Origin of the sequence: Vibrio taketomensis, from assembly GCF_009938165.1 — a bacterium.
Taxonomy (GTDB): domain Bacteria; phylum Pseudomonadota; class Gammaproteobacteria; order Enterobacterales; family Vibrionaceae; genus Vibrio; species Vibrio taketomensis.
This window is the reverse complement of sequence record NZ_AP019649.1, coordinates 974,308-994,887: the sequence shown is the minus strand read 5'-3', so window position 1 is coordinate 994,887 and position 20,580 is coordinate 974,308. Positions and strand designations below refer to the sequence as shown.

Below are 20,580 nucleotides of genomic sequence, written 5' to 3'. Positions count from 1 at the left end.
TTATTCCTGTTTATTTTTCTTTTGTGCCCATACATGTATGTATCGACCTAATGAGAGGTATGGCTCTTGACGACAAAGTTTCTCTTCCAAAGCCAATACATCTTCAAACTGGTAATCACCCATATTGGCGCGATTGCCAATGTAATCACTAAAACAGCGGATGCCGGATTTACCGCAGATTTCATAACCTGCGTCTTCGATCCACTGATAGACATCTTGTGGCACTAGGCCTTTTTGTGGCTGCAGTTTAAAACGCTTGCGATGCGGCATGCCTTCCAATACATGCGGTAAGTTGCCACACACCACATTTTTATATACCAAACCATGATGGTTGTAGAACATGATAGACGCCACGCCGCCAGGTTTGACCTGTTCTAATACGGTTTCTAGCGCCGATTTCGGATCCACCAACCACTCCATCACAGCGTGAAACATCACCATATCCACAGGCTCAGACATATGCTGAGCAATCTCTTGTACCGGAGAGTGAATAAAACGGTAGTTCTCAAGCAATCCGTTGGCTTCGATATCTTGCTTCGCCAATTGCAGCATTTCAGACGATAAGTCGCACAACGCAACTTGATGTCCGAGTTTGGCAATTTTTTGTGACATTTGCGCGAGACCACCACCTGCATCCAGCAAGTTTAAGCTCGTTTGATCACTTTGGAGTAAAGCAAGGGCCTGTTCAAGATCCTGCCAAACAATGATTTGGCGAATCTCACCTTTGTCGGAACCATAAATGTTTTTTGCAAATTTGTGGGCGATATCGTCGAAATTGCGGTCTTCTGTCACAGCGGCTTGGGTTATCATGTTGAAGGTCTGCTGACCTTTTGTGGTAAATTTGTTCGAGCAAACAGCATTTTAGTCACAACGAGAGGTTTGTCGCCTAGCGATGCTAAACGAGAATCCTCTCCACTAAAGAGTAAAATCTTTATTCGGGACGCATGGTTCGAACCCTTTGCGTAGTGTCTGATATGCCCTAAGCGGCAAAGTGCGTGTGTTTCGATTCAGGAAACTCGCTGCTTAATTCCTCGCTTTGTGCAAAGAATCAACAAACAACTACAAAAATCATATCAAAAGGCCATAAGACCCTCTATTCCGCTATTCTGTCACAAGAAAGGCAGATATAAATAGGGATTCTCTTATTTTATAATCAACTGGTGTTTTTCGGACTATTTATGTATGTTTGAGCTGAAAAAAGTCTTATCTTCATTGCTTATGCCATTACCAGCGATGCTTATCATTGGTTTCTTCGGCTTAATGCTAATTATGTTTACCAGAAAGCAGAAAACCGGCTGTTTTGTGGTGCTGTTCTCTTTTATTGGTATTTTCCTCGTATCATTCCAACCGGTCACATCACGCTTACTGATGCCACTAGAGCGCCAGTTCACGACCTTTTTGCCTGTCGACAAATCGATTGATTATGTGATGGTGTTGGGCAGTGGGCATGTTGTTGATGATGAAATCCCACCAACATCAGAGTTGAGCCGCACGGCATTAATGCGTTTGGCGGAAGGAATTCGCATCATGCGCATTTATCCTGGCTCTAAATTGATTTTGTCTGGCTACTCGGGCGGTACAGAAGTGAGCAATGCTCGCATGATGGCCAAAGTGGCACTTGCCTTGGGCGTATCAAAATCTGACATTATTTTGCTAGAAACCGCCAAAGACACATGGGAAGAAGCGCGCCAAGCTGCTGCATTCGTTAAACGTAAACAAGTGGTGTTAGTGACTTCAGCGAGCCACATGCAGCGCGCGTTGAACGAGTTCCATTCTGCAGGCCTTGACCCTTACCCAGCGCCGACCAACTACTTAGCGCAAAACGAGATTCATCAATTCTGGAGTAAATACACTCCGAAAGCGATTTACCTAGAGCAAACCGAGCAATACTGGCATGAAACACTAGGCCGTATTTGGCAATCGCTACGTAATTGGGTTTCTGACTACGAAGAGAAAAGCATTGAAGCCTCTGAAAGCCGAGTATAACGCTACGCTGATAGCGAATTAGACATAAAAAAACCGAAGCATTAGCTTCGGTTTTTTTATTGATGCTTAGCGACTAATCACCAGCGAACATGTAGCCTTCGCCATGAACCGTCACAAAAATCTGTGGATTCTTCGGATCAAATTCCATCTTCGCGCGCATACGACGAATCAGTACATCAATCGTACGGTCATTCGGCGCATCGACACGGTGGCTGATCATATTCAAAATACGCTCGCGACTTAGCACTTGGTTCGGGTATGAAGAAAGTGCGACTAACAATTCGTATTCTGCTTTTGTCAATTTTACCGGTTCACCATTGCGGCTCAATGCACGGCGTTGGATATCAAACATCCACTCACCGAAACGCACAATGTTGGTATCATTTTTTTGCTCAACCATGCTGTCCGCGTTACGCGCGGCAGAAATACGCCACAGCAAGTTTTTAACGCGAACCAACAATTCACGAAGCTCGAATGGTTTGGTTACATAATCGTCTGCGCCCATTTCTAGGCCTACGATCTTATCAATGCTATCCGTGCGTCCTGTTACCAGGATAATTCCAATGTCCGATTGACTACGAAGTTCACGCGTCAACATCAAACCATCTTCACCAGGAAGATTGATGTCTAGCATTACTAGGTCAATCGAATTACTTTGTAGCGTGTCGCGCATCTGCTCGCCACTCTCCGCTTCGCTAACGGTGTAACCTTCATTTTGAAAGTAACCAACTAGCTTACTGCGAGTCACTGCGTCGTCTTCTACAACTAAAACGTGATAGCTCATCTAAACCACTTTATTTACATTGGGAATCAATTTCCGTTGTATTCTATTCATATGTCGTAACATTTCTAGTATTTATTACATTAAAATCAAGAAAGATGATTTTTATTGATTCAAGACAACCCTAGCTCATCGGTTAACAATTTGCCATTTTAAGACTCATTTAGTCACAATAGGCATTATCGTTATTCATTTTTCTTCGCTAAAATATAAATAGAACACAAACTTGGAGCATTATTTAGATGCAAGAACTCAAAGCGTTTAACGAAAAGCGTGCAGAAATTTACTGGTGGTTTTCTAGTTTATTTGCCAAAGAGCTGACCGAAGCTGAATTGGATCAATACCAAAGCGCTGAAATTCGTGGCTTTTTATCTGGCCTAGGCGAAAACCCAACCCTTAAACCATCTGTTGATCGCCTAGTCGACGCGCTTAACCGCCAAATTGACCGTGAAGATGGCCAACTTGAACTCGCCGCTGACTTCTGCGATCTGTTCCTGAAATCAGATAAAGAGTCTGCTTTGCCATATGCTTCGATGTATGTCGGCACAACAGGTCTTCTACATGATGAGCCAGCCAAAGAAATGGAAGCGCTGCTTGCAGAACATGGCGTGGCAATCAATCAAAGTTTGAATGAGCCTGCGGATCATATCGCTATTGAACTCGACCTGCTGGGCAATATGATTATTCGCACTAACGAGCTTGAGCAAGAAGGCCATTTTGAAGATGCGCTGATTGAACAAGAGGCGTTTATTCGCCGTTATATTCTAAATTGGGTACCTAAGTTCGCCGCGAAAAGCCAAGCACTTGACTCATTTGGTTTCTATTCAGCCGTCACTTCATTGCTTGTTGCGTTCCTTGAACTCGACTGTAACTATTTGGCCGGCGAAGCGGAATAGCATACACGCCCCAAGCTGCGATGATGGTTTTTCATTTGCTACCAGCGTCAATGCGGTCTAAAATCGTCATCGCAAACGATAAATTAATATAACTTAAGTACAAACCGCTGCTCTCAAGCGGTTTTTGTATTTCTAATACTTACTGCCAATTTATTCCCAATAATGTGAATAGCGGATGTGGCAGCGATAGATAGGATCATACCTTATGGCCACTATAAAAGATGTTGCGCGCTTAGCTGGCGTATCGACAACAACTGTATCGCACGTGATTAATAAAACGCGCTTTGTTGCTGAAGCAACACAAGAACGTGTAATGGAAGCGGTTACAGAGCTAAACTACGCACCAAGCGCAGTCGCTCGCAGTCTAAAATGTAATAGCACACGCACTATCGGTATGCTAGTAACGCAATCAACTAACCTGTTCTTTTCTGAAGTCATTGATGGTGTTGAGAGCTACTGCTACCGCCAAGGTTACACGCTAATTCTTTGTAATACGGGTGGTATCTACGAGAAGCAACGTGACTACATTCGCATGCTAGCGGAAAAACGTGTCGACGGTATTTTGGTAATGTGTTCAGACCTAACCGAAGAACTGAGCGAAATGCTAGACCGCCATAAAGACATTCCTAAAGTGGTTATGGACTGGGGCCCAGAGAGCTCTCAAGTCGATAAGATCATCGACAACTCAGAAGAAGGTGGCTACCTAGCGACCAAATACCTCATTGAGCATGGTCACAAAGATATCGCATGTTTAAGTGGTCACTTCGAAAAAGCCGTTTGCCAAGAGCGTATTCAAGGCTTTAAACGTGCGATGACAGAAGCAGACCTTACGGTTAATGAAGATTGGATTCTTGAAGGTAACTTTGAGTGTGACACTGCCGTGCTTGCCGCTGACCAAATCGTTGCAATGGACAAGCGTCCTACGGCAATTTTCTGTTTTAACGATACCATGGCACTTGGTCTAATGAGTCGCCTACAGCAAAAAGGCATTCGTATTCCAGAAGATATGTCGGTGATCGGTTACGACAACATCGAGTTGGCAGAGTACTTCTCTCCACCGCTAACAACGGTTCACCAACCAAAACGTCGTGTAGGTAAAAACGCGTTTGAAATCCTACTTGAGCGCATCAAAAATAAAGAACACGATAAGCGAGTTTTTGAAATGCATCCAGAAATCGTTGAGCGCTCTACGGTTAAGAAAATTAACTAACTCGATGATTAATAAAACAATAGCTGATGGTCTCACCATCAGCTATGTTACATTTCAGACTTTATTCTTGCATTAAGATCACAATTCTTCCATAGTATGCTGATACTTCTTACAAGAAGTATTTTAATCTTTAGCAAAGCAAATTAAGTCACGCACAGGGCAAACCATTCTGAAAAGATGGGACGCAAAGCCACCGGCCTAAATATTCATGATTCAACATGACTGTATGGTAGCGGGGTTGCCGATGGTAGAAATGCACACGTTAACTGATTAACCTCCAGATACCTGCATTACCTGCTATTCTCTCGGACCTGATTTGGTGGCGTATTAACATACACATACACCGAGAAAGTACTGAATGGATAAACCAATACTGAAAGACTCAATGAGGCTATTTGAGCCACTAGGTCGCATTAAATCTCGCTCTATGTTTGGTGGGTTTGGGATTTTCGCAGACGAAACCATGTTTGCCCTAGTCGTACACAATAAGCTTCATATCCGTGCTGACAGCACTTTAAGAAAACAATTTAAGCAACTGGGTTTTGAACCTTATATTTATCACAAACGCGGTTTCCCTGTTGTCACCAAGTACTTCGCACTCAGTGAAGAATGGTATAACGACAGTGAAAAAGCCCTTGAGATAGCTCGAGCTGCGCATGCCAGAGCGCAAGTAGAAAAGTCTTCTCAAGCTGAAACAAAACCAACCCGTATTAAAGATTTACCTAATTTACGTCTAGCGACTGAACGTATGCTTAAAAAAGCAGGCATTGAAGACGTTCAGCAGCTACATCAAACTGGCTCTCTAGAGGCGTTTAAAGCGATTCGTAACTCTCATACTAGTGAGGTTAGCCTCGAGCTTCTTTGGTCGCTTGAGGGCGCGATACAGGGCACCCATTGGTCTGTTGTCCCCCTAGCCCGCCGAGAGGAATTGCTCGCACGCTTACAGCACTAACTTAATCTAGCCAGCGATCTCGCTGGCTTTTTTTTGAAAGTTTTTCGCGACTTATAAGTTCTTATATTTCATCAACGCAGCAAATTTAGATACTAAGCTTAATACAGGCTAGGTATAAGGAGAGCAAAGATGAACAAGAAACTGATTTTTGGCCTGTTGCTAATAGGATTAATCGCCTTTCTAATCACCCAATTTGGTGATCAACTCACGCTAGAAAATGCCAAAGCGCAACAAGCTGCTCTTGCTGCTTATATCGAGCAAAATTTCGTTTTAGCAGCCATCACATACTTTGCAATATATGTTGCTATCACTGCGTTTTCGATTCCGGGAGCCGCGGTTGTTACGTTGTTAGGTGCTGCGCTATTTGGCTTCTGGACTAGCTTACTTTTGGTATCTTTTGCGAGTACCATTGGTGCGACACTGGCTTTTCTCAGCAGTCGTTTTCTTCTACGAGACTGGGTACAAGGGAAGTTTGGCGATAAGCTTAACGCCATTAACCAAGGTGTAGCCAAAGACGGAGCGTTTTATCTATTCTCACTGCGCTTAATTCCCGTTTTTCCATTTTTCCTGATCAACCTATTGATGGGGCTAACCCCAATCACAACCGCGCGTTTCTACTTAGTCAGTCAACTAGGGATGCTGCCAGGCACAGCTGTTTATCTCAACGCCGGTACACAGTTAGCGCAAATCGATAGTTTGTCTGGCATCGTATCGCCATCAGTATTAGTGTCTTTCGCGCTACTTGGTTTATTCCCTATCATTGCAAAATGGGTGATGGCAAAGTTTAAACGTGATGGGCAATCGCAAAGTCACGCTTAATACGGAGTAACTTAGTGAAAATATTCAGCGCAGCGAATCCCCCACAAGCTCACATTGTCTGTGAGCTTTTGCGTTCACATAATATTGAGTGTGAAGTCCGTGGCGAAGGTATTTTTGGCTTACAAGGTGAAGTACCTTTTGGCGATTCTAGCGAGCCCCATGTCTGGCTTTTTGACGTCAGCCAAGCACCTGCAGCGCAAGCCCTGGTTAAACAATTTGAACAGCCGCACTCGCTACCAGAATGGCAATGCTCAGAGTGCGGTGAAATCAATGAAGGACAATTCGCCTTATGTTGGCAATGCGGTACTAGCGAATTTGCTGATGAATAAAGTTAATCGAATGTTGGTTGAATTCGTCTGGGCGCTCAATATTGCACACATGCCCACAGTCGGCGATCTCTCGTAGTTGGCTCAGTTTATGTGCTGCGATCATTTCTCGTACCGGCTGAATAAACATGTAGTCCCGTTCGCCCATCAAATATAGCGTTGGGATCGGTAGCTCTTTTTCTTTAAAGCAGCGCATCAATGGATTCACTTCCGATGCGAGTCTAAACCAGCGCTTAAACTCTTTCTGACACAGCTTTTTCGCCTCACGTACAAACAAATGCCTTGATTGTCGCTGAGTTTTCTGTGGCATGACAATGTAAGCAAACAGACGATAAAGCCACATATATGGCACGACGTGCTTGAACGTATTGCCGAGTGTCACCAAAAATTGTGAACGCGTATTTAAGCGAGTTACTGCTCCACCTAACACCATCGAACTCACCCGCTCTGAGGCAAGCTCTGCCAAATTTCGTACGATAATAGTGCCTAATGACATACCAACAAAGTGCGCGGACTGAATCTTTAAATGGTCGAGGACTTGTAGGATGTCTAACGTCACTGATTTAAACGTGTATTGACTTGAGATCAGATCCTTCAGTAACTGATTAGACTTACCGTGGCCACGAAGATCGACAAGCAGCAGATTAAAATGCGCTTTGTATGCTTTGATTTGTTTAAACCAAATTGATGAGCTACCACCAGCTCCGTGAACGAAGACAACCCATTCTTTGCTTGTTGGATGTAAATAGGTTTTATGAAACAGCAAGGTATTACTCATTTACGCTACAAAATAGATTAGATAACACTAAGACCGACGAAGCCTAGCATACTGTTGTTTGATACTAATAAATCATATATCACTTTATGAGGATTTAAGACGAGAAAAATGTAAAAAAGGCACCGTGTGGTGCCTTTTCTGTTAATGAACAGACCAAAAACTGGCTAGTGGAATGCACTTCGATACAGAGATAAGTATTCTTCAGCCGCCTTCTTCCAACAAAATTGCTGCTTCATCGCTCGTAACTGAACGCGTTGCATTTCTGCTTGGTTTTGCAAATAGAACAATAACGAACGTTGCATCACGCTCAAAAGCTCTATTGGCTCAGGCTCAAGAAACGCAAATCCTGTAGCAATTTCAGGGTCGATATCATAGTCTGCCACCGTATCTTTTAGCCCGCCCACCGCACGCACTATTGGCAATGTGCCATAAGCCATGCTGTAGATTTGATTTAAACCGCAAGGCTCAAATTCAGAGGGCATTAAGAAGAAATCTGCACCCGCTTCAACTAGATGAGCTAATTCGTTGCTGTAAGCTTCGACAAAAGCAAATTTCTCTGGGTGACGTGCAGCGATCTCTGCCAACTGTGTCGCCAGAATTGGATCGCCCGTGCCGACAATCACCAATTGAGCATCGAGCTTTAAGAAACGCTCCAAAATTGGCAACAGATAGTGCAAACCTTTTTGGTTAGTCAAACGACAAACCATACCGTACACTGCAGTGTCTCTTTCTGGTAGGCAGACTCTTTGCTGCAAAGCCTGTTTGCAGGCTGCCTTACCTTCCAACATGCTAGACAATTCAGCATGGTATTTGCGCGGAATGTACTCATCCGTTGCAGGATTCCAATCGCTATAATCACAGCCATTGAGAATCCCTACCAAATCATGTTCGCGAGCACGAAATTCTCTTGCCATACCGTGACTGCCTAACTCAGTTTTAAGCTCTTGTGCATACGTTGGGCTAACCGCGTTAATTTTATCCGCAGTCATCACACCGGCTTTAAGCATAGTGACATGGCTAACACTGACCGCCGCATCTGGCGCGTAGCGCCCTTGCATTTCAACCAAGGTTGGCAACTCGTCATAACTAAACACCCCTTTAAATACCGCATTATGGATAGAAATAATGCTCTTGGTATTGGCAAAGTATGGATGCTCTGCGTAACGATGCTTGAGTAAGTAAGGTACAAACCCCGTATGCCAATCATTGGCATGGATGATATCTGGCTGAAATTCTAACTTAGGCAGCATGTCGAGAGATGCAGCACTAAAGAACGAAAAACGCTCGCCATTATCTGGGTAGGCTTGGTTGTACTGGGAATACATTTCGTCGCGAGCAAAATATTGGTCGCACTCGATAGCCAATACAGGTAAATCTCCTACCGACATACGACGCACGCGATACGGAGTATGCGGCCAATGCTCTAGTTTGGTTTCTAGTAACACTGGCGCATCAGCGAGATCTTTAATCTTACGATACCCAGGTATTGCCACTTTAACGTCATGACCCAAAGCGAATAGCGCTTGTGGCAGTGCCTTGGCGACATCAGCCAAGCCACCACTTTTGATCAATCCTTCAATTTCAGAGGCAACAAATAGGACAGATAAATCTCTAGTAACCAACTCTCGCTCCTTTCGGGATCACGACAATTCCTTCATCTGAGACATGGAATTGCTCTCGATCTCGTTTTAAATTGACACCAATTTGCGTCCCTGGAGCGATATCAACATCTTTATCGACGATCACTCGACGCAATACACAGCCTTCACCGATTTTGACATCACCTAACAGAATACTCTCGCTGATATCACATGCAGAAGCGATATTACTGCGGAAACCAAGCACACACTTCTCAATACGAGAACCACTAACAAGGCTGCCGTTGCATACTAAGCTATCAATGATTTGTACTCTTCCATTATCCGAGTCGGTAAACGTTGCCGGAGGCAATGGTGGGTAGAATGTGTGTAACGGCCATTTGCGGTTATACAGTGAGAACGGCGCATCTTTCTTAAGTAAGTCCATGTGCGCTTCCCAGTAGGCACCAATCGTGCCCACATCACGCCAATACACTTCTTCCTTTTCACCCGTGATTTTGTTACGGCTAAAGTCATACACAAAGACATCACCACGTGGGTACATCTTTGGAATAACATCTTTACCAAAATCGTGAGATGAATTTGGATTGTCAGCATCTTCGATTAGCTCAGCAAACAAAGTCTTCGCTTCAAATACGTAGTTGCCCATAGAAACTAACGCGTGCTCAGGGTCACCTGGAATCGATTTCGGATTCTCAGGCTTTTCCTCAAAGCCAACCATGCGACCATCGTTGTCTACTTCGATAACGCCAAACTGAGACGCTTGAGACAATGGCATACGCAGAGCCGATACGGTTAGCGCCGCTTCATGCTCTTTATGGAATTCAAGCATCTGCTTGATATCCATTTTGTAGATATGATCTGAGCCGAAAATACATACCTGGTCTGGATCAGCCAGTTGCATAAAGCTCATATTTTGATAAATGGCGTCCGCAGTACCTTCATACCAACGTTTACCGGTGCGCATTTGAGCTGGAATTGGATCGATAAAACGATCTGTTATTCCGCTGATATTCCAACCTTTCTTTAGGTGATGGAACAGAGATTGTGATTTAAATTGAGTTAGCACATAAATGCGCATTAGGTCAGCATTAACGAAATTGTTAAGCGCGAAATCTATTAGGCGATAGCTACCGCCAAAAGGAACTGCAGGTTTACTACGAGACTCAGTCAGCGGACGTAGTCGCGAACCTTCTCCCCCGGCAAGAATCATACCTAAAACACCAGCCATTGGTAATTCTCCATATTATTATTTATCAATTAGTGCCAATTGCTGACACTTTTATCCCTAGATAGGCAAAGCCTTAATGGTCATGCTGTTATGTGAACCACCCAATTTGGGATTAGTTCTATTGTTATGTACAAACCATTGATTATAAATTATCGTATTCAATAAAGATTACAATTTGAAATGCCCTTAAGTGTCGAATAAACATAAGTTTCTTAACAACCACCTGATCAACGTCACACATTTCAATGCAAAGTACACAAAATTATAACGTACACTCTACGGTGTTTTGACCTAAATTTCTAGAACACTTATTAACCATAACAAGCAAAAATGTCAGTAACGTTAAGCTGAACACCTTATAGAAAAAGCATCCAAAAAATTTAGACATAAAAAAAAGCAGCGCCTAAGCGCTGCTTTCTAATTCAAAAAACCATTATTTGTTTTTACGTTTATCGGTAACTTCCCATTTACCATCGATATACAAAGCGGTGTAACCCGACGGCTTGCCATCAACCTCAGAACGCACGTAGTTCTCTTTCGATTTACGGCTAAAACGTACTACCATCGGTAAGCCATCTGGATCTTTCTCTGGCGCATCAGCCAAGTAATGGAACTTAGGCGAAATACGATCCTTAAAGCGTTTTAGCTCTTCCACTAACGGTGCACGGGTTTCACGTGATTTAGGGAAAGTGCTTGCCGCCAAGAACAGACCTGACGCACCGTCACGCAACACGAAATAGGCATCCGAGTTTTCACATGGCAATTCAGGGAAATGCACTGGATCTTCTTTCGGTGGCGCAACTTCACCATTTTTCAGGATCTTACGCGTGTTCTTACATGATTCGTTAGTACAATCCATGTATTTACCGAAGCGACCATTCTTCAGCACCATGTCGCTACCACATTTGTCACACTCAACAACTGGGCCGTCATAACCTTTCACGTGGTACTCACCGAATTCAACGATGTAACCTTCACAGTTCGGGTTGTTACCACAAACGTGTAGCTTACGTTTATCGTCAATCAGGTATGCATCCATTGCCGTTTCACAAATCGGACAACGTTTCTTCGCACGCAGTGCAGCGGTTTCAACGTCTTCTTCAAGTACGTTGATGATACCTTCTTCATCACCTAGGTTGATGGTGGTTTTGCAGCGCTCTTTTGGTGGCAATGCATAACCTGAACAGCCTAAGAACACACCGGTTGATGCGGTGCGAATACCCATTGGGCGAGAACAAGTTGGACACTCGATATCAGTGTAAACGATATGATTTGGCTTCATACCACCTTGATCTTCATCTAGCTCCGCCTTCTCAAGCTCACCTGAGAAGTCGTTGAAGAAGTTATCAAGTACTGTTTTCCAGTTCGCTTCACCTTCTGCAATTTGGTCAAGCTTCTCTTCCATGCGAGAGGTGAACTCATAGTTCATCAACTCATGGAAGCTGCCATCAAGACGGTCAGTCACAATCTCACCCATCTTTTCAGCATAGAATCGACGTTGTTCGACTTTCACATAACCACGATCTTGAATGGTTGAGATAATTGATGCGTATGTTGACGGACGGCCAATACCGCGCTTCTCGAGTTCTTTAACCAATGCAGCTTCTGTAAAGCGTGCAGGTGGCTTAGTAAAGTGCTGTTTCGGATCCAGAGTAACAAGATCAATCTTATCACCAACTTGTACCGCTGGCAGAATTTGGTCTTCGTTTTTACCCATTGGACGTTGAACACGTGTCCAACCATCAAATTTAAGAATACGACCTTTTGCTTTTAGCGTGTATTCCGCCGCTTTCACACTCACTGTGGTTGAATCGTATTGCGCAGGCGTCATTTGACACGCCACAAATTGATTCCAAATCAGTGCGTACAGTTTGTGCGCGTCAGCTTCCATACCTTGAAGGTCTTCCGCTTTCACAGTGACATCTGAAGGACGAATCGCTTCGTGCGCCTCTTGTGCGCCTTCTTTGCTACCGTAGACGTTCGCTTTTGCTGGTAGGTACTTATCACCAAACTCGCTCGTAATGTAGCCACGTAACGCTTCTACTGCCTCAGAACTTAGATTAGTCGAGTCAGTACGCATATAAGTGATGTAACCTGCTTCATACAAACGCTGAGCAAGCATCATGGTCTTCTTCACACCGTAACCTAGGCGAGTACTCGCCGCTTGCTGCAGTGTCGAAGTAATAAATGGAGCAGACGGCTTACTTGATGTTGGGCGATCTTCACGCTTGCACACTTCGTAAGCGGCTTTCTCAAGTGCAGAAACTGCAGCATGCGCTTCTGCTTGGTTCACTGGTTTGAATGCCACGCCATCTTTTTGCGCCACTTGCAAACGGAAATCCGTTTTATCAGCGGTTTTAGTGTCGGCGTGAATATCCCAAAACTCTTCTGGAATAAAGGCATTGATTTCGCGCTCACGCTCAACCAGTAGCTTAACGGCTACCGACTGTACACGACCCGCTGATAAACCGCGTGCTACTTTCTTCCAAAGCAATGGTGAGACCATAAAGCCCACTACGCGGTCCATAAAACGACGTGCTTGTTGCGCATTAACGCCAGGCATGCTCAGCTCACCAGGTTTCTGGAATGCTTGCTGAATCGCATTTTTGGTAATCTCGTTAAATACTACACGTTTGTATCGCTCTTCATCGCCACCGATGATCTCACGAAGGTGCCAAGCGATGGCTTCTCCCTCGCGGTCCAAGTCGGTTGCGAGATAAACGCAATCAGCGTCTTTCGCGAGTTTCTGTAGTTCGGCAACCACTTTCTCTTTACCCGGTAGGACTTGGTAGTTCGCCGCCCAGCCATTGTATGGGTCAATACCCATCTTTTTGATCAGTGATTTGCGATCTTTATCTTTTTTCAGGCGCGCTTTTTCTTCGGCACTGAGACCTTTAGAAGAAACAGCCGCTGCCTTTTGGCCGGTACTTTGACCTGCTGTCGGTAGGTCACGCACGTGACCCACACTAGACTTTACGATGAAGTCCTTACCGAGATATTTATTGATGGTTTTCGCTTTGGCTGGCGATTCCACAATAACGAGTGACTTACCCATAACTGACTCTAGTGTCCTTTAACGATTGATGCGAAATTTATCGCACAACATACTTAAAACATTGCTTCTTTTTTTACTATCGAGCGAGATTGCCAGAAGATCAATATCTTTTTTGAAATTCAATTTTGACTGCTCGACAAATCATCGATTCGAGGTATCAATTGCGATTAGCTCTGATGTCAACGAAATCCTAGACGCTGTAAGAGAAATACGCAGGCAACCTTAACGACGATCTTTTGTCGAACTTCTTATACCTGATGCCCCTCAGATTGAACGTCTGAAGTATGTCGATTTGAGGTATGAAAGAGTATGCAAACCTTTGAAGTGCCACATACTAAACGGGGAATTATTATCTTCGCCAATGGATTAAACGAATTTATGTCGCCCGTCACAAAACATTTTGCCGCACTGACAATTAGTCTGAGCAGGAGTGTTATCACTACACTAACTAAAGCTTAAAACTAACTATTCACTATCACACTAGCGTATTGCACTAAGTTGGGTATAGAATCTCAGCCCTAACTCGCCATATCATGAAACATAAGGTGCCCAAATGAGCGATAAAAAACCTATTTCTCAGTTCGATTTACTGTTGATTGCGAACCAAATCATCCAAGAGCATGATAGCTATATCGATGGCATGCGTGCTGACAGTGTTGAAGAAAAAGATGGCGTATTGATCTTCAAAGGTAATTACTTCCTTGATGACAATGGTTTACCAACCAGGCAAACTACGGAAGTATTCAACATGTTTAAATACCTGGCTCATCATCTTTCAAAAGAGTTTACCATCGAAAAATAATGCGCTGAGCTCATTATTTTTTGAACGCAAAGCAAGCGCAAACAGAATTCCAACTTACGCTCGCTCGCGCTATGCGACACACAAAATAGTAAAGGCTGACGTGGTGTCAGCCTTTTCTTTTTCCGAATCCGTTATTCGTAACCCATCTGCCATACATCGCATGGCTTGCTCTCATTAAGCAACGCTTAATGACTTCAACTTATCAAAATAATCTGGGAAAGTCTTTGAGGTACATTTTGGATCGTTAATCGTCACCGGGGTATCACTTAACGCCACCAGCGAAAAACACATCGCCATGCGATGGTCATCGTAGGTATCAATTGCCGCATGCTTTAGCTTGGCCGGAGGGGTAATGATAATGTAGTCATGGCCTTCTTCCACTTCAGCACCGACTTTACGTAGTTCTGTTGCCATCGCCGCTAAACGATCGGTTTCTTTTACACGCCAGTTGTACACATTACGAATGGCAGTGGTACCTTCGGCGAAGAGTGCTGTCGTCGCGATGGTCATTGCAGCATCTGGAATGTGGTTGAAATCGAGGTCGACCGCTTTAAGTTTGCCAACACGAGAAATCACATAATCGTCACCCCACTCGATTTGCGCGCCCATTTTTTCTAACGCATCTGCAAATTGAACGTCGCCTTGAATGCTGTTTTTACCAATCCCGGTGACTTTGATCGAACCGCCTTTAATTGCGGCTGCTGCCAAAAAGTAAGAGGCTGATGATGCATCGCCTTCAACAAGGAAATCACCCGGTGCGACATACTGTTGACCCGCTTTGATAGCGAACTCTTGGTAATTACGATTCTCTACCTCAACACCAAATTGCGCCATGATGTGCAAAGTGATATCGATATAAGGTTTCGATACCAACTCGCCAACGATTTTGATTGTTACATCATCCTTAGCTAATGGTGCTGACATTAAGAACGCAGTCAAAAACTGACTTGAAATTGAACCATCAATTTCCACCGTGCCACCATTTAAGCCGCTACCGACAATTTTTAATGGTGGATAGTGTTCATTTTCTAAATATTCAATATTTGCGCCAGCTTGACGCAAAGCATCAACAAGATGACCAATTGGGCGCTCTTTCATGCGAGGCTCGCCGGTCAACACAAACTCACCCGCTCCAAGACAAAGAGCCGCTGCGAGTGGACGCATGGCGGTACCCGCATTACCAAGAAATAGCTCAAGCGCTTGATTGGAATGAAATGCCCCGCCTAATCCGTTCACTTCACACACTGTTTTGTCTTCTGACAGTGAATAGCTCACACCCAACTTGGTCAGCGCATTAAGCATATGACGAATATCGTCACTGTCCAAAAGGTTGGTTAGACGTGTTGTCCCTTGTGCAAGTGCTGCTAACAGTAACGCACGATTTGAGACACTTTTAGAACCCGGTAAGTTGACCTCACCATCGACTTTATTGATTGGTTGTAACGTAAGGCTTTCCATTTAAAACTACTATTCCTTGCTCGCCTACTTTCCCTGATTCAAATTTCTTAAATCGGTCAAACCTTAACCAATAAGTTAATCAGACGTAGTGGCGATGATAAATTCTTCGTAAAAGCAGACTAACCAAAAAAAAGGCTTAAAACCAGACCTAATCTGGTTTTAAGCCCATAATCCTATACTTGAACGAATTCAGCCTTAATACGCTTTATCTACGCGCACTCCGTCATCGAAATACAAAATTCTTACCCAGTCACCACGATGGAAGATCATATTGCTATCAACATCTTGAATAACATTAATTAAACGATCATCATCGGTGGCAATAAGGATTTCAACCAACTTATATTCAACTCGATATTCTTGATTAGCGCGATTTCTTGCAACGCCAGCACCAGCTACAGCGCCCACCACTGTCGCGACATCTTGCCCTGAACCACCGCCGAATTGGTGGCCAATCACACCACCAACTACAGCACCAAGCAGTGTTTCCCAACCATTGCTCTCGGCTTTAACAATATCTTGCTGCGATAGATAACGAACCGAATCTACCTTACCGAACACCACATCATTCACTTGACGGGCGACATTTCGCTGATAGGCTGCATTGGCAAATAGCGGAAAAATTAATAAGATCCATACCCACTTTTCATCAAACTACGACTCCTTTAATGGCTATATATCTGACAGAACTTGACCCAGAAATCATGAGTTTCCCCTCTCCATTTGAAGCTCTGGAGGACCCAAATGGCTTACTCGCCTTTGGTGGTGATCTGTCAGTACAACGTCTGCTTACAGCATACCATAATGGCATCTTTCCTTGGTACGGTCCCGATGAACCCATACTTTGGTGGAGTCCATCACCGCGCGCTGTGTTTGATCCTTTGACATTTAGAGCCAGCAAAAGTGTCAAAAAATTTCAGCGTAAGCACCAGTATCAAATCAGTATCAACCAAGCAACAGATCAAGTTATTGACTATTGCGCATCCACTCGCAGTGCAGAAGAAACTTGGCTCAGTGAAGATATGCGTGCGGCATACAAACAACTTGCCAAGCAAGGTTACTGTCACTCAGTAGAAGTATGGCAACAAAACCTGTTGATTGGTGGATTATATGGTATTTCTGTTGGGCAATTATTTTGCGGCGAATCGATGTTCAGTTTGCAAACCAACGCATCAAAAATTGCACTTTGGTATTTTTGCTCTCATTTTAAACAACACGGTGGCAAGCTGATTGATTGCCAAGTACTTAATGACCACACTCAATCTTTGGGCGCTTTTGAATTAGAGCGTGAAGCGTTTATTAAAAGCCTGCTATCCTTAAGACAACAAGAAATAAATTCACAATGTTTTCAACCACAATGGCTAGCACTACCCGTTGAGGAGCGTCAATGAGCTCTGATTTACAACATATTCGAATCGGATTAACTGACAATCACCCATGTAGCTATCTACCTGGGCAAGATGAGCGTGTCGCCGTTGCTCTGGATCCTACATTACATAGTTCATCGAATTATGAGGTGCTACTCGCAAATGGCTTCCGCCGCAGCGGTGACACTATCTATAAGCCGTTGTGCCAACAATGCAATGCATGTGAACCGATTCGCGTTTCGGCGCATCAGTTTAAGCCAACGCGTAGCCAAAAAAGATTAGTCAATAAAGCCGAAAACATAACTTGGCAACTCAAAGAAACGCTCGATGAGAACTGGTTTTCTCTATATCGACGTTATATTGAAGTACGCCACCGTGAAGGCTCGATGTATCCGCCTAATCGCAAAACTTTTGAGCAATTTTCACACTGTAATTGGCTTAACACCCAATACCTGCATATCTATCACAACCAACAATTGGTAGCGGTAGCGGTAACCGATATTTTATCTAATAGTGCTAGCGCTTTTTACACCTTCTACGATCCTGACTTTCCTATTTCTCTTGGAACACTGGGTGTTTTAATACAACTGGAATATTGTCGCGAACAAAGGAAAACAATGGCTCTATTTAGGCTACCAAATCGATGAATGCCCAGCGATGAACTATAAAGTCCGTTTTCATCCGCATCAAAGGCTAGTAAATCAGTCGTGGCGAGGGTAGAATACGCCCCAACTTTGCTTAATTCATTTTTATCAGCCTAGAATGCCTGATAAAAACGCCCATTTATTTAAAGAGGATTAGATGGCTAAAGAAGACGTTATTGAGATGCAAGGCACTGTCCTTGATACTCTTCCAAACACAATGTTCCGTGTTGAGCTTGAAAACGGCCACGTAGTTACTGCTCACATCTCTGGTAAAATGCGTAAGAACTACATCCGTATTCTTACTGGTGACAAAGTAACTGTAGAGATGACTCCATACGACCTGACTAAAGGCCGCATCGTCTTCCGTGCTCGTTAATCTCAGATTACCGAATACAACAAAAAACGGAGCCTTGTGCTCCGTTTTTTGTATTTACTAAATAGTCAGTTAGCTATACCGCCCTTCTCTAAGCTTAAAACTAAACCAAAGAAAAGCTGCGTAAACAGAACCTATTTTCCTAGCGCTTCTTTGTAGTGCTGACGACACACTGATACGTAACGGTCGTTACCGCCAATCGCCACTTGATCACCTTCTTTGATGGCATTACCATGCTCATCAGTACGGATCACCATGTTCGCTTTACGACCACAATGACAGATGGTTTTTAGCTCAACCAATTTATCCGCCCAAGAAAGTAAGTATCGACTACCTTCAAATAGCTCACCTAAAAAGTCTGTACGTAAGCCGTAGCAAAGCACCGGAATATGCAGTTTATCAACCACTTCCGTTAGCTGATACACTTGTTGCTTAGACAAGAATTGACACTCATCAATCAAAATACAGTGACGCTTATCCGCTGCATTTAATGCCGCAATCTCTTCAAATAGGTTTGTCTCAGGTTTAAAAAGGTACGCTTCAGATTGCAAACCAATGCGCGAGCTTACTTTACCAACACCGTAACGGTCATCGAGAGCCGCAGTGAAGATCACTGGATTCATGCCACGTTCTTGGTAGTTAAAAGATGATTGTAATAACGTAGTGGATTTACCCGCGTTCATCGCCGAGTAATAGAAGTACATCTGAGCCACGAAAAGTTTCCCGTTAAAAAGACCAATTGGATAGAAAAAAGGGCTGACAACTCAGCCCTAAAAATTTGATAAATCTGCGTATTGCCGCTTCAGCCTAGATAAAACCAACCACTTATTCCGATTGGCATCATCCACTAACTTATTGGCGTTATAGTCAACAACGCCAAGAAGAACGTAGATACTATTTACGACGCCAAGTTGTACCTTCAGCACCATCTTCCAGCACAATACCCATCTCGTTTAGCTTGTCACGAGCAAGGTCTGCATTCGCCCAATCTTTTGCCGCTCGAGAATCGTTACGTAATTTGATTAGCGCTTCAATCTCAGCCACTTCATCATCGCTGCCTGCATCGCCTTTTAGGAATGCTTCTGGCTCTTGATGAAGAATACCAATCACGTCCGCTAGTTGACGCATTTGTGCACCGAGTGCACTTGCTTGCTCTAGGTTTTCTGCTTTTAGACGGTTAATTTCACGCGCCATATCAAACAGCACTGAATAAGCTTCTGGTGTATTGAAGTCATCATTCATCGCATCGTTAAAACGAGCAACGTATTCTTCGCCACCAGCCGCTTGTGCTTGCAGATCTAATCCACGTAGTGAAGTGTATAGACGCTCTAGTGAAGCACGAGCTTGGTTTAGGTTTTCTTCGCTGTAGTTTAGCTGGCTACGGTAGTGGCCAGACATTAGGAAGTAACGTACACTTTCAGCATCGTAGTGATTTAGAACATCACGAATAGTAAAGAAGTTGCCTAGTGATTTAGACATTTTCTCTTTATCTACCATCACCATGCCGCTGTGCATCCAAGTATTTACGTACTGGGTATCGTGCGCGCAGCATGATTGAGCGATTTCGTTTTCGTGGTGTGGGAATTGTAGGTCTGAACCACCGCCGTGAATATCAAAGTGGTTACCCAGAATTGACGAGTTCATTGCTGAACACTCAATGTGCCAACCCGGACGGCCAGGGCCCCATGGCGATTCCCAAGTCGGCTCACCTGGTTTCGACATTTTCCAAAGAACGAAATCTAGTGGGCAACGTTTTGCACTTTCAACATCAACGCGTGCACCGGCTTGCAGTTGGTCAAGGTCTTGCTTAGATAGCTTGCCGTATTCATCGAACTTGCTCACTTCAAACATAACGTCGCCATTATCTGCCACGTAGGCAAAGCCACGCTTGATTAACGTTTCTACTAGCTCGATAATTTCTTCGATATATTGCGTTGCACGTGGTTCAACATCCGGGCGTTTGATGTTCAGCGCATCAAAGTCTGCGTACATTTCACCAATTAGACGCTCGGTTAGAGAGTCACAGCTTTCGCCGTTTTCGTTCGCACGCTTGATGATTTTGTCATCAATGTCGGTGATGTTACGTACAAACGTTAAATCGTAACCTAGGTAACGCAAGTAACGTGAAACAACGTCGAAGGAGACAAACGTACGACCGTGACCAATATGACAGAGATCGTATATGGTTACCCCACAGACATACATGCCGACTTTGCCAGCTGTAATTGGTTTGAATTCCTCTTTCTGTCTTGTGAGTGTGTTATATATCTTTAACATGATCTCTATGCTTAATTTGGATGAACG

At 43.9% G+C, this 20,580-nt stretch carries 19 protein-coding genes, 1 pseudogene and 1 riboswitch; of the genes and pseudogenes, 10 read left to right on the top strand and 10 right to left on the bottom strand.

Translation table 11 applies throughout. From position 1 onward, the window contains the following. On the bottom strand, positions 1-810 hold the full coding sequence (gene cmoM / locus Vt282_RS04625; protein WP_162062683.1) for a tRNA uridine 5-oxyacetic acid(34) methyltransferase CmoM: 810 nt from the start codon (positions 808-810) through the stop codon (positions 1-3). Between the two features lie 372 nt (positions 811-1,182). On the opposite strand from cmoM, the gene elyC reads away from it, so the two are divergent. Further along, positions 1,183-1,986 carry an envelope biogenesis factor ElyC gene (elyC, locus tag Vt282_RS04620; protein ID WP_162046742.1) on the top strand — a complete coding sequence of 268 codons (804 nt, stop codon included), beginning with the start codon at positions 1,183-1,185 and terminating at the stop codon, positions 1,984-1,986. A gap of 73 nt (positions 1,987-2,059) precedes the next feature. Here the strand turns inward: elyC and torR are convergent, their stop codons facing one another. After that, positions 2,060-2,770, bottom strand: coding sequence for a two-component system response regulator TorR (torR, locus tag Vt282_RS04615; protein WP_162062682.1), 711 nt, complete (start codon positions 2,768-2,770; stop codon positions 2,060-2,062). A gap of 239 nt (positions 2,771-3,009) precedes the next feature. Here torR and torD point away from each other — a divergent pair, with 239 nt between their 5' ends. The 5 genes from torD (at position 3,010) to Vt282_RS04590 (ending at position 6,973) form a co-directional block, all read left to right on the top strand. Then, on the top strand, positions 3,010-3,663 hold the full coding sequence (gene torD / locus Vt282_RS04610; protein ID WP_162062681.1) for a molecular chaperone TorD: 654 nt from the start codon (positions 3,010-3,012) through the stop codon (positions 3,661-3,663). 205 nt (positions 3,664-3,868) lie between these two features. Next, positions 3,869-4,873: an HTH-type transcriptional repressor PurR gene (purR, locus tag Vt282_RS04605; protein WP_162046744.1), complete on the top strand. Its 1,005-nt coding sequence runs from the start codon at positions 3,869-3,871 to the stop codon at positions 4,871-4,873. A gap of 148 nt (positions 4,874-5,021) precedes the next feature. Next, positions 5,022-5,119, top strand: a riboswitch (cyclic di-GMP riboswitch). A gap of 112 nt (positions 5,120-5,231) precedes the next feature. Then, complete coding sequence (locus tag Vt282_RS04600; protein WP_162046745.1) at positions 5,232-5,825, top strand: TfoX/Sxy family DNA transformation protein; 594 nt, start codon at positions 5,232-5,234, stop codon at positions 5,823-5,825. Positions 5,826-5,954: 129 nt separating this feature from the next. Then, on the top strand, positions 5,955-6,644 hold the full coding sequence (locus Vt282_RS04595) for a TVP38/TMEM64 family protein (protein WP_162062680.1): 690 nt from the start codon (positions 5,955-5,957) through the stop codon (positions 6,642-6,644). A 14-nt stretch (positions 6,645-6,658) separates the two neighbouring features. Then, the gene (locus Vt282_RS04590; protein WP_162062679.1) at positions 6,659-6,973 is read left to right on the top strand and encodes a putative signal transducing protein; all 315 of its coding nucleotides are present in this window, start codon (positions 6,659-6,661) and stop codon (positions 6,971-6,973) included. On the opposite strand, the gene Vt282_RS04585 is transcribed toward Vt282_RS04590, so the two are convergent. The 4 genes from Vt282_RS04585 to topA all read right to left on the bottom strand — a co-directional run bounded on the left by Vt282_RS04585 (position 6,951) and on the right by topA (position 13,632). Then, positions 6,951-7,748 (bottom strand): alpha/beta fold hydrolase, encoded by a 798-nt coding sequence (locus tag Vt282_RS04585; protein WP_162046748.1) that lies wholly within the window; start codon positions 7,746-7,748, stop codon positions 6,951-6,953. The genes Vt282_RS04590 and Vt282_RS04585 overlap by 23 nt on opposite strands. Positions 7,749-7,912: 164 nt before the next feature. After that, positions 7,913-9,370: a glycogen synthase GlgA gene (glgA, locus tag Vt282_RS04580; RefSeq protein WP_162062678.1), complete on the bottom strand. Its 1,458-nt coding sequence runs from the start codon at positions 9,368-9,370 to the stop codon at positions 7,913-7,915. Beyond that, positions 9,360-10,577 carry a glucose-1-phosphate adenylyltransferase gene (glgC, locus tag Vt282_RS04575; protein WP_162062677.1) on the bottom strand — a complete coding sequence of 406 codons (1,218 nt, stop codon included), beginning with the start codon at positions 10,575-10,577 and terminating at the stop codon, positions 9,360-9,362. Before glgC ends, glgA begins: the two co-directional genes overlap by 11 nt. Before the next feature lie 433 nt (positions 10,578-11,010). Continuing rightward, on the bottom strand, positions 11,011-13,632 hold the full coding sequence (gene topA / locus Vt282_RS04570) for a type I DNA topoisomerase (protein ID WP_162062676.1): 2,622 nt from the start codon (positions 13,630-13,632) through the stop codon (positions 11,011-11,013). Between the two features lie 553 nt (positions 13,633-14,185). Here topA and Vt282_RS04565 point away from each other — a divergent pair. Next, positions 14,186-14,434 (top strand): YciN family protein, encoded by a 249-nt coding sequence (locus Vt282_RS04565; RefSeq protein ID WP_162062675.1) that lies wholly within the window; start codon positions 14,186-14,188, stop codon positions 14,432-14,434. Positions 14,435-14,608: 174 nt separating this feature from the next. On the opposite strand, the gene aroA is transcribed toward Vt282_RS04565, so the two are convergent. Both aroA and Vt282_RS04555 read right to left on the bottom strand, forming a co-directional pair. Beyond that, entirely contained in the window at positions 14,609-15,892 is a 1,284-nt protein-coding gene (gene aroA / locus Vt282_RS04560) for a 3-phosphoshikimate 1-carboxyvinyltransferase (protein ID WP_162062674.1), read from the bottom strand. Positions 15,893-16,087: 195 nt separating this feature from the next. Then, complete coding sequence (locus Vt282_RS04555) at positions 16,088-16,525, bottom strand: outer membrane lipoprotein (protein WP_162063675.1); 438 nt, start codon at positions 16,523-16,525, stop codon at positions 16,088-16,090. A 35-nt stretch (positions 16,526-16,560) separates the two neighbouring features. Here Vt282_RS04555 and aat point away from each other — a divergent pair, with 35 nt between their 5' ends. The 3 genes and pseudogenes from aat (at position 16,561) to infA (ending at position 18,279) form a co-directional block, all read left to right on the top strand. Next, entirely contained in the window at positions 16,561-17,283 is a 723-nt protein-coding gene (gene aat / locus Vt282_RS04550) for a leucyl/phenylalanyl-tRNA--protein transferase (protein ID WP_162062673.1), read from the top strand. Next, positions 17,280-17,979: pseudogene (locus Vt282_RS04545) on the top strand (arginyltransferase). The gene aat and the pseudogene Vt282_RS04545 overlap by 4 nt, the downstream one beginning before the upstream one ends. Positions 17,980-18,060: 81 nt before the next feature. Beyond that, positions 18,061-18,279 carry a translation initiation factor IF-1 gene (gene infA / locus Vt282_RS04540; protein WP_006075347.1) on the top strand — a complete coding sequence of 73 codons (219 nt, stop codon included), beginning with the start codon at positions 18,061-18,063 and terminating at the stop codon, positions 18,277-18,279. 131 nt (positions 18,280-18,410) lie between these two features. Here infA and Vt282_RS04535 read toward each other — a convergent pair whose 3' ends face one another. After that, entirely contained in the window at positions 18,411-18,989 is a 579-nt protein-coding gene (locus Vt282_RS04535) for a thymidine kinase (protein ID WP_162046756.1), read from the bottom strand. Positions 18,990-19,170: 181 nt separating this feature from the next. After that, entirely contained in the window at positions 19,171-20,553 is a 1,383-nt protein-coding gene (gene cysS / locus Vt282_RS04530; RefSeq protein ID WP_162062672.1) for a cysteine--tRNA ligase, read from the bottom strand. Between the last annotated feature and the right edge of the window lie 27 nt (positions 20,554-20,580).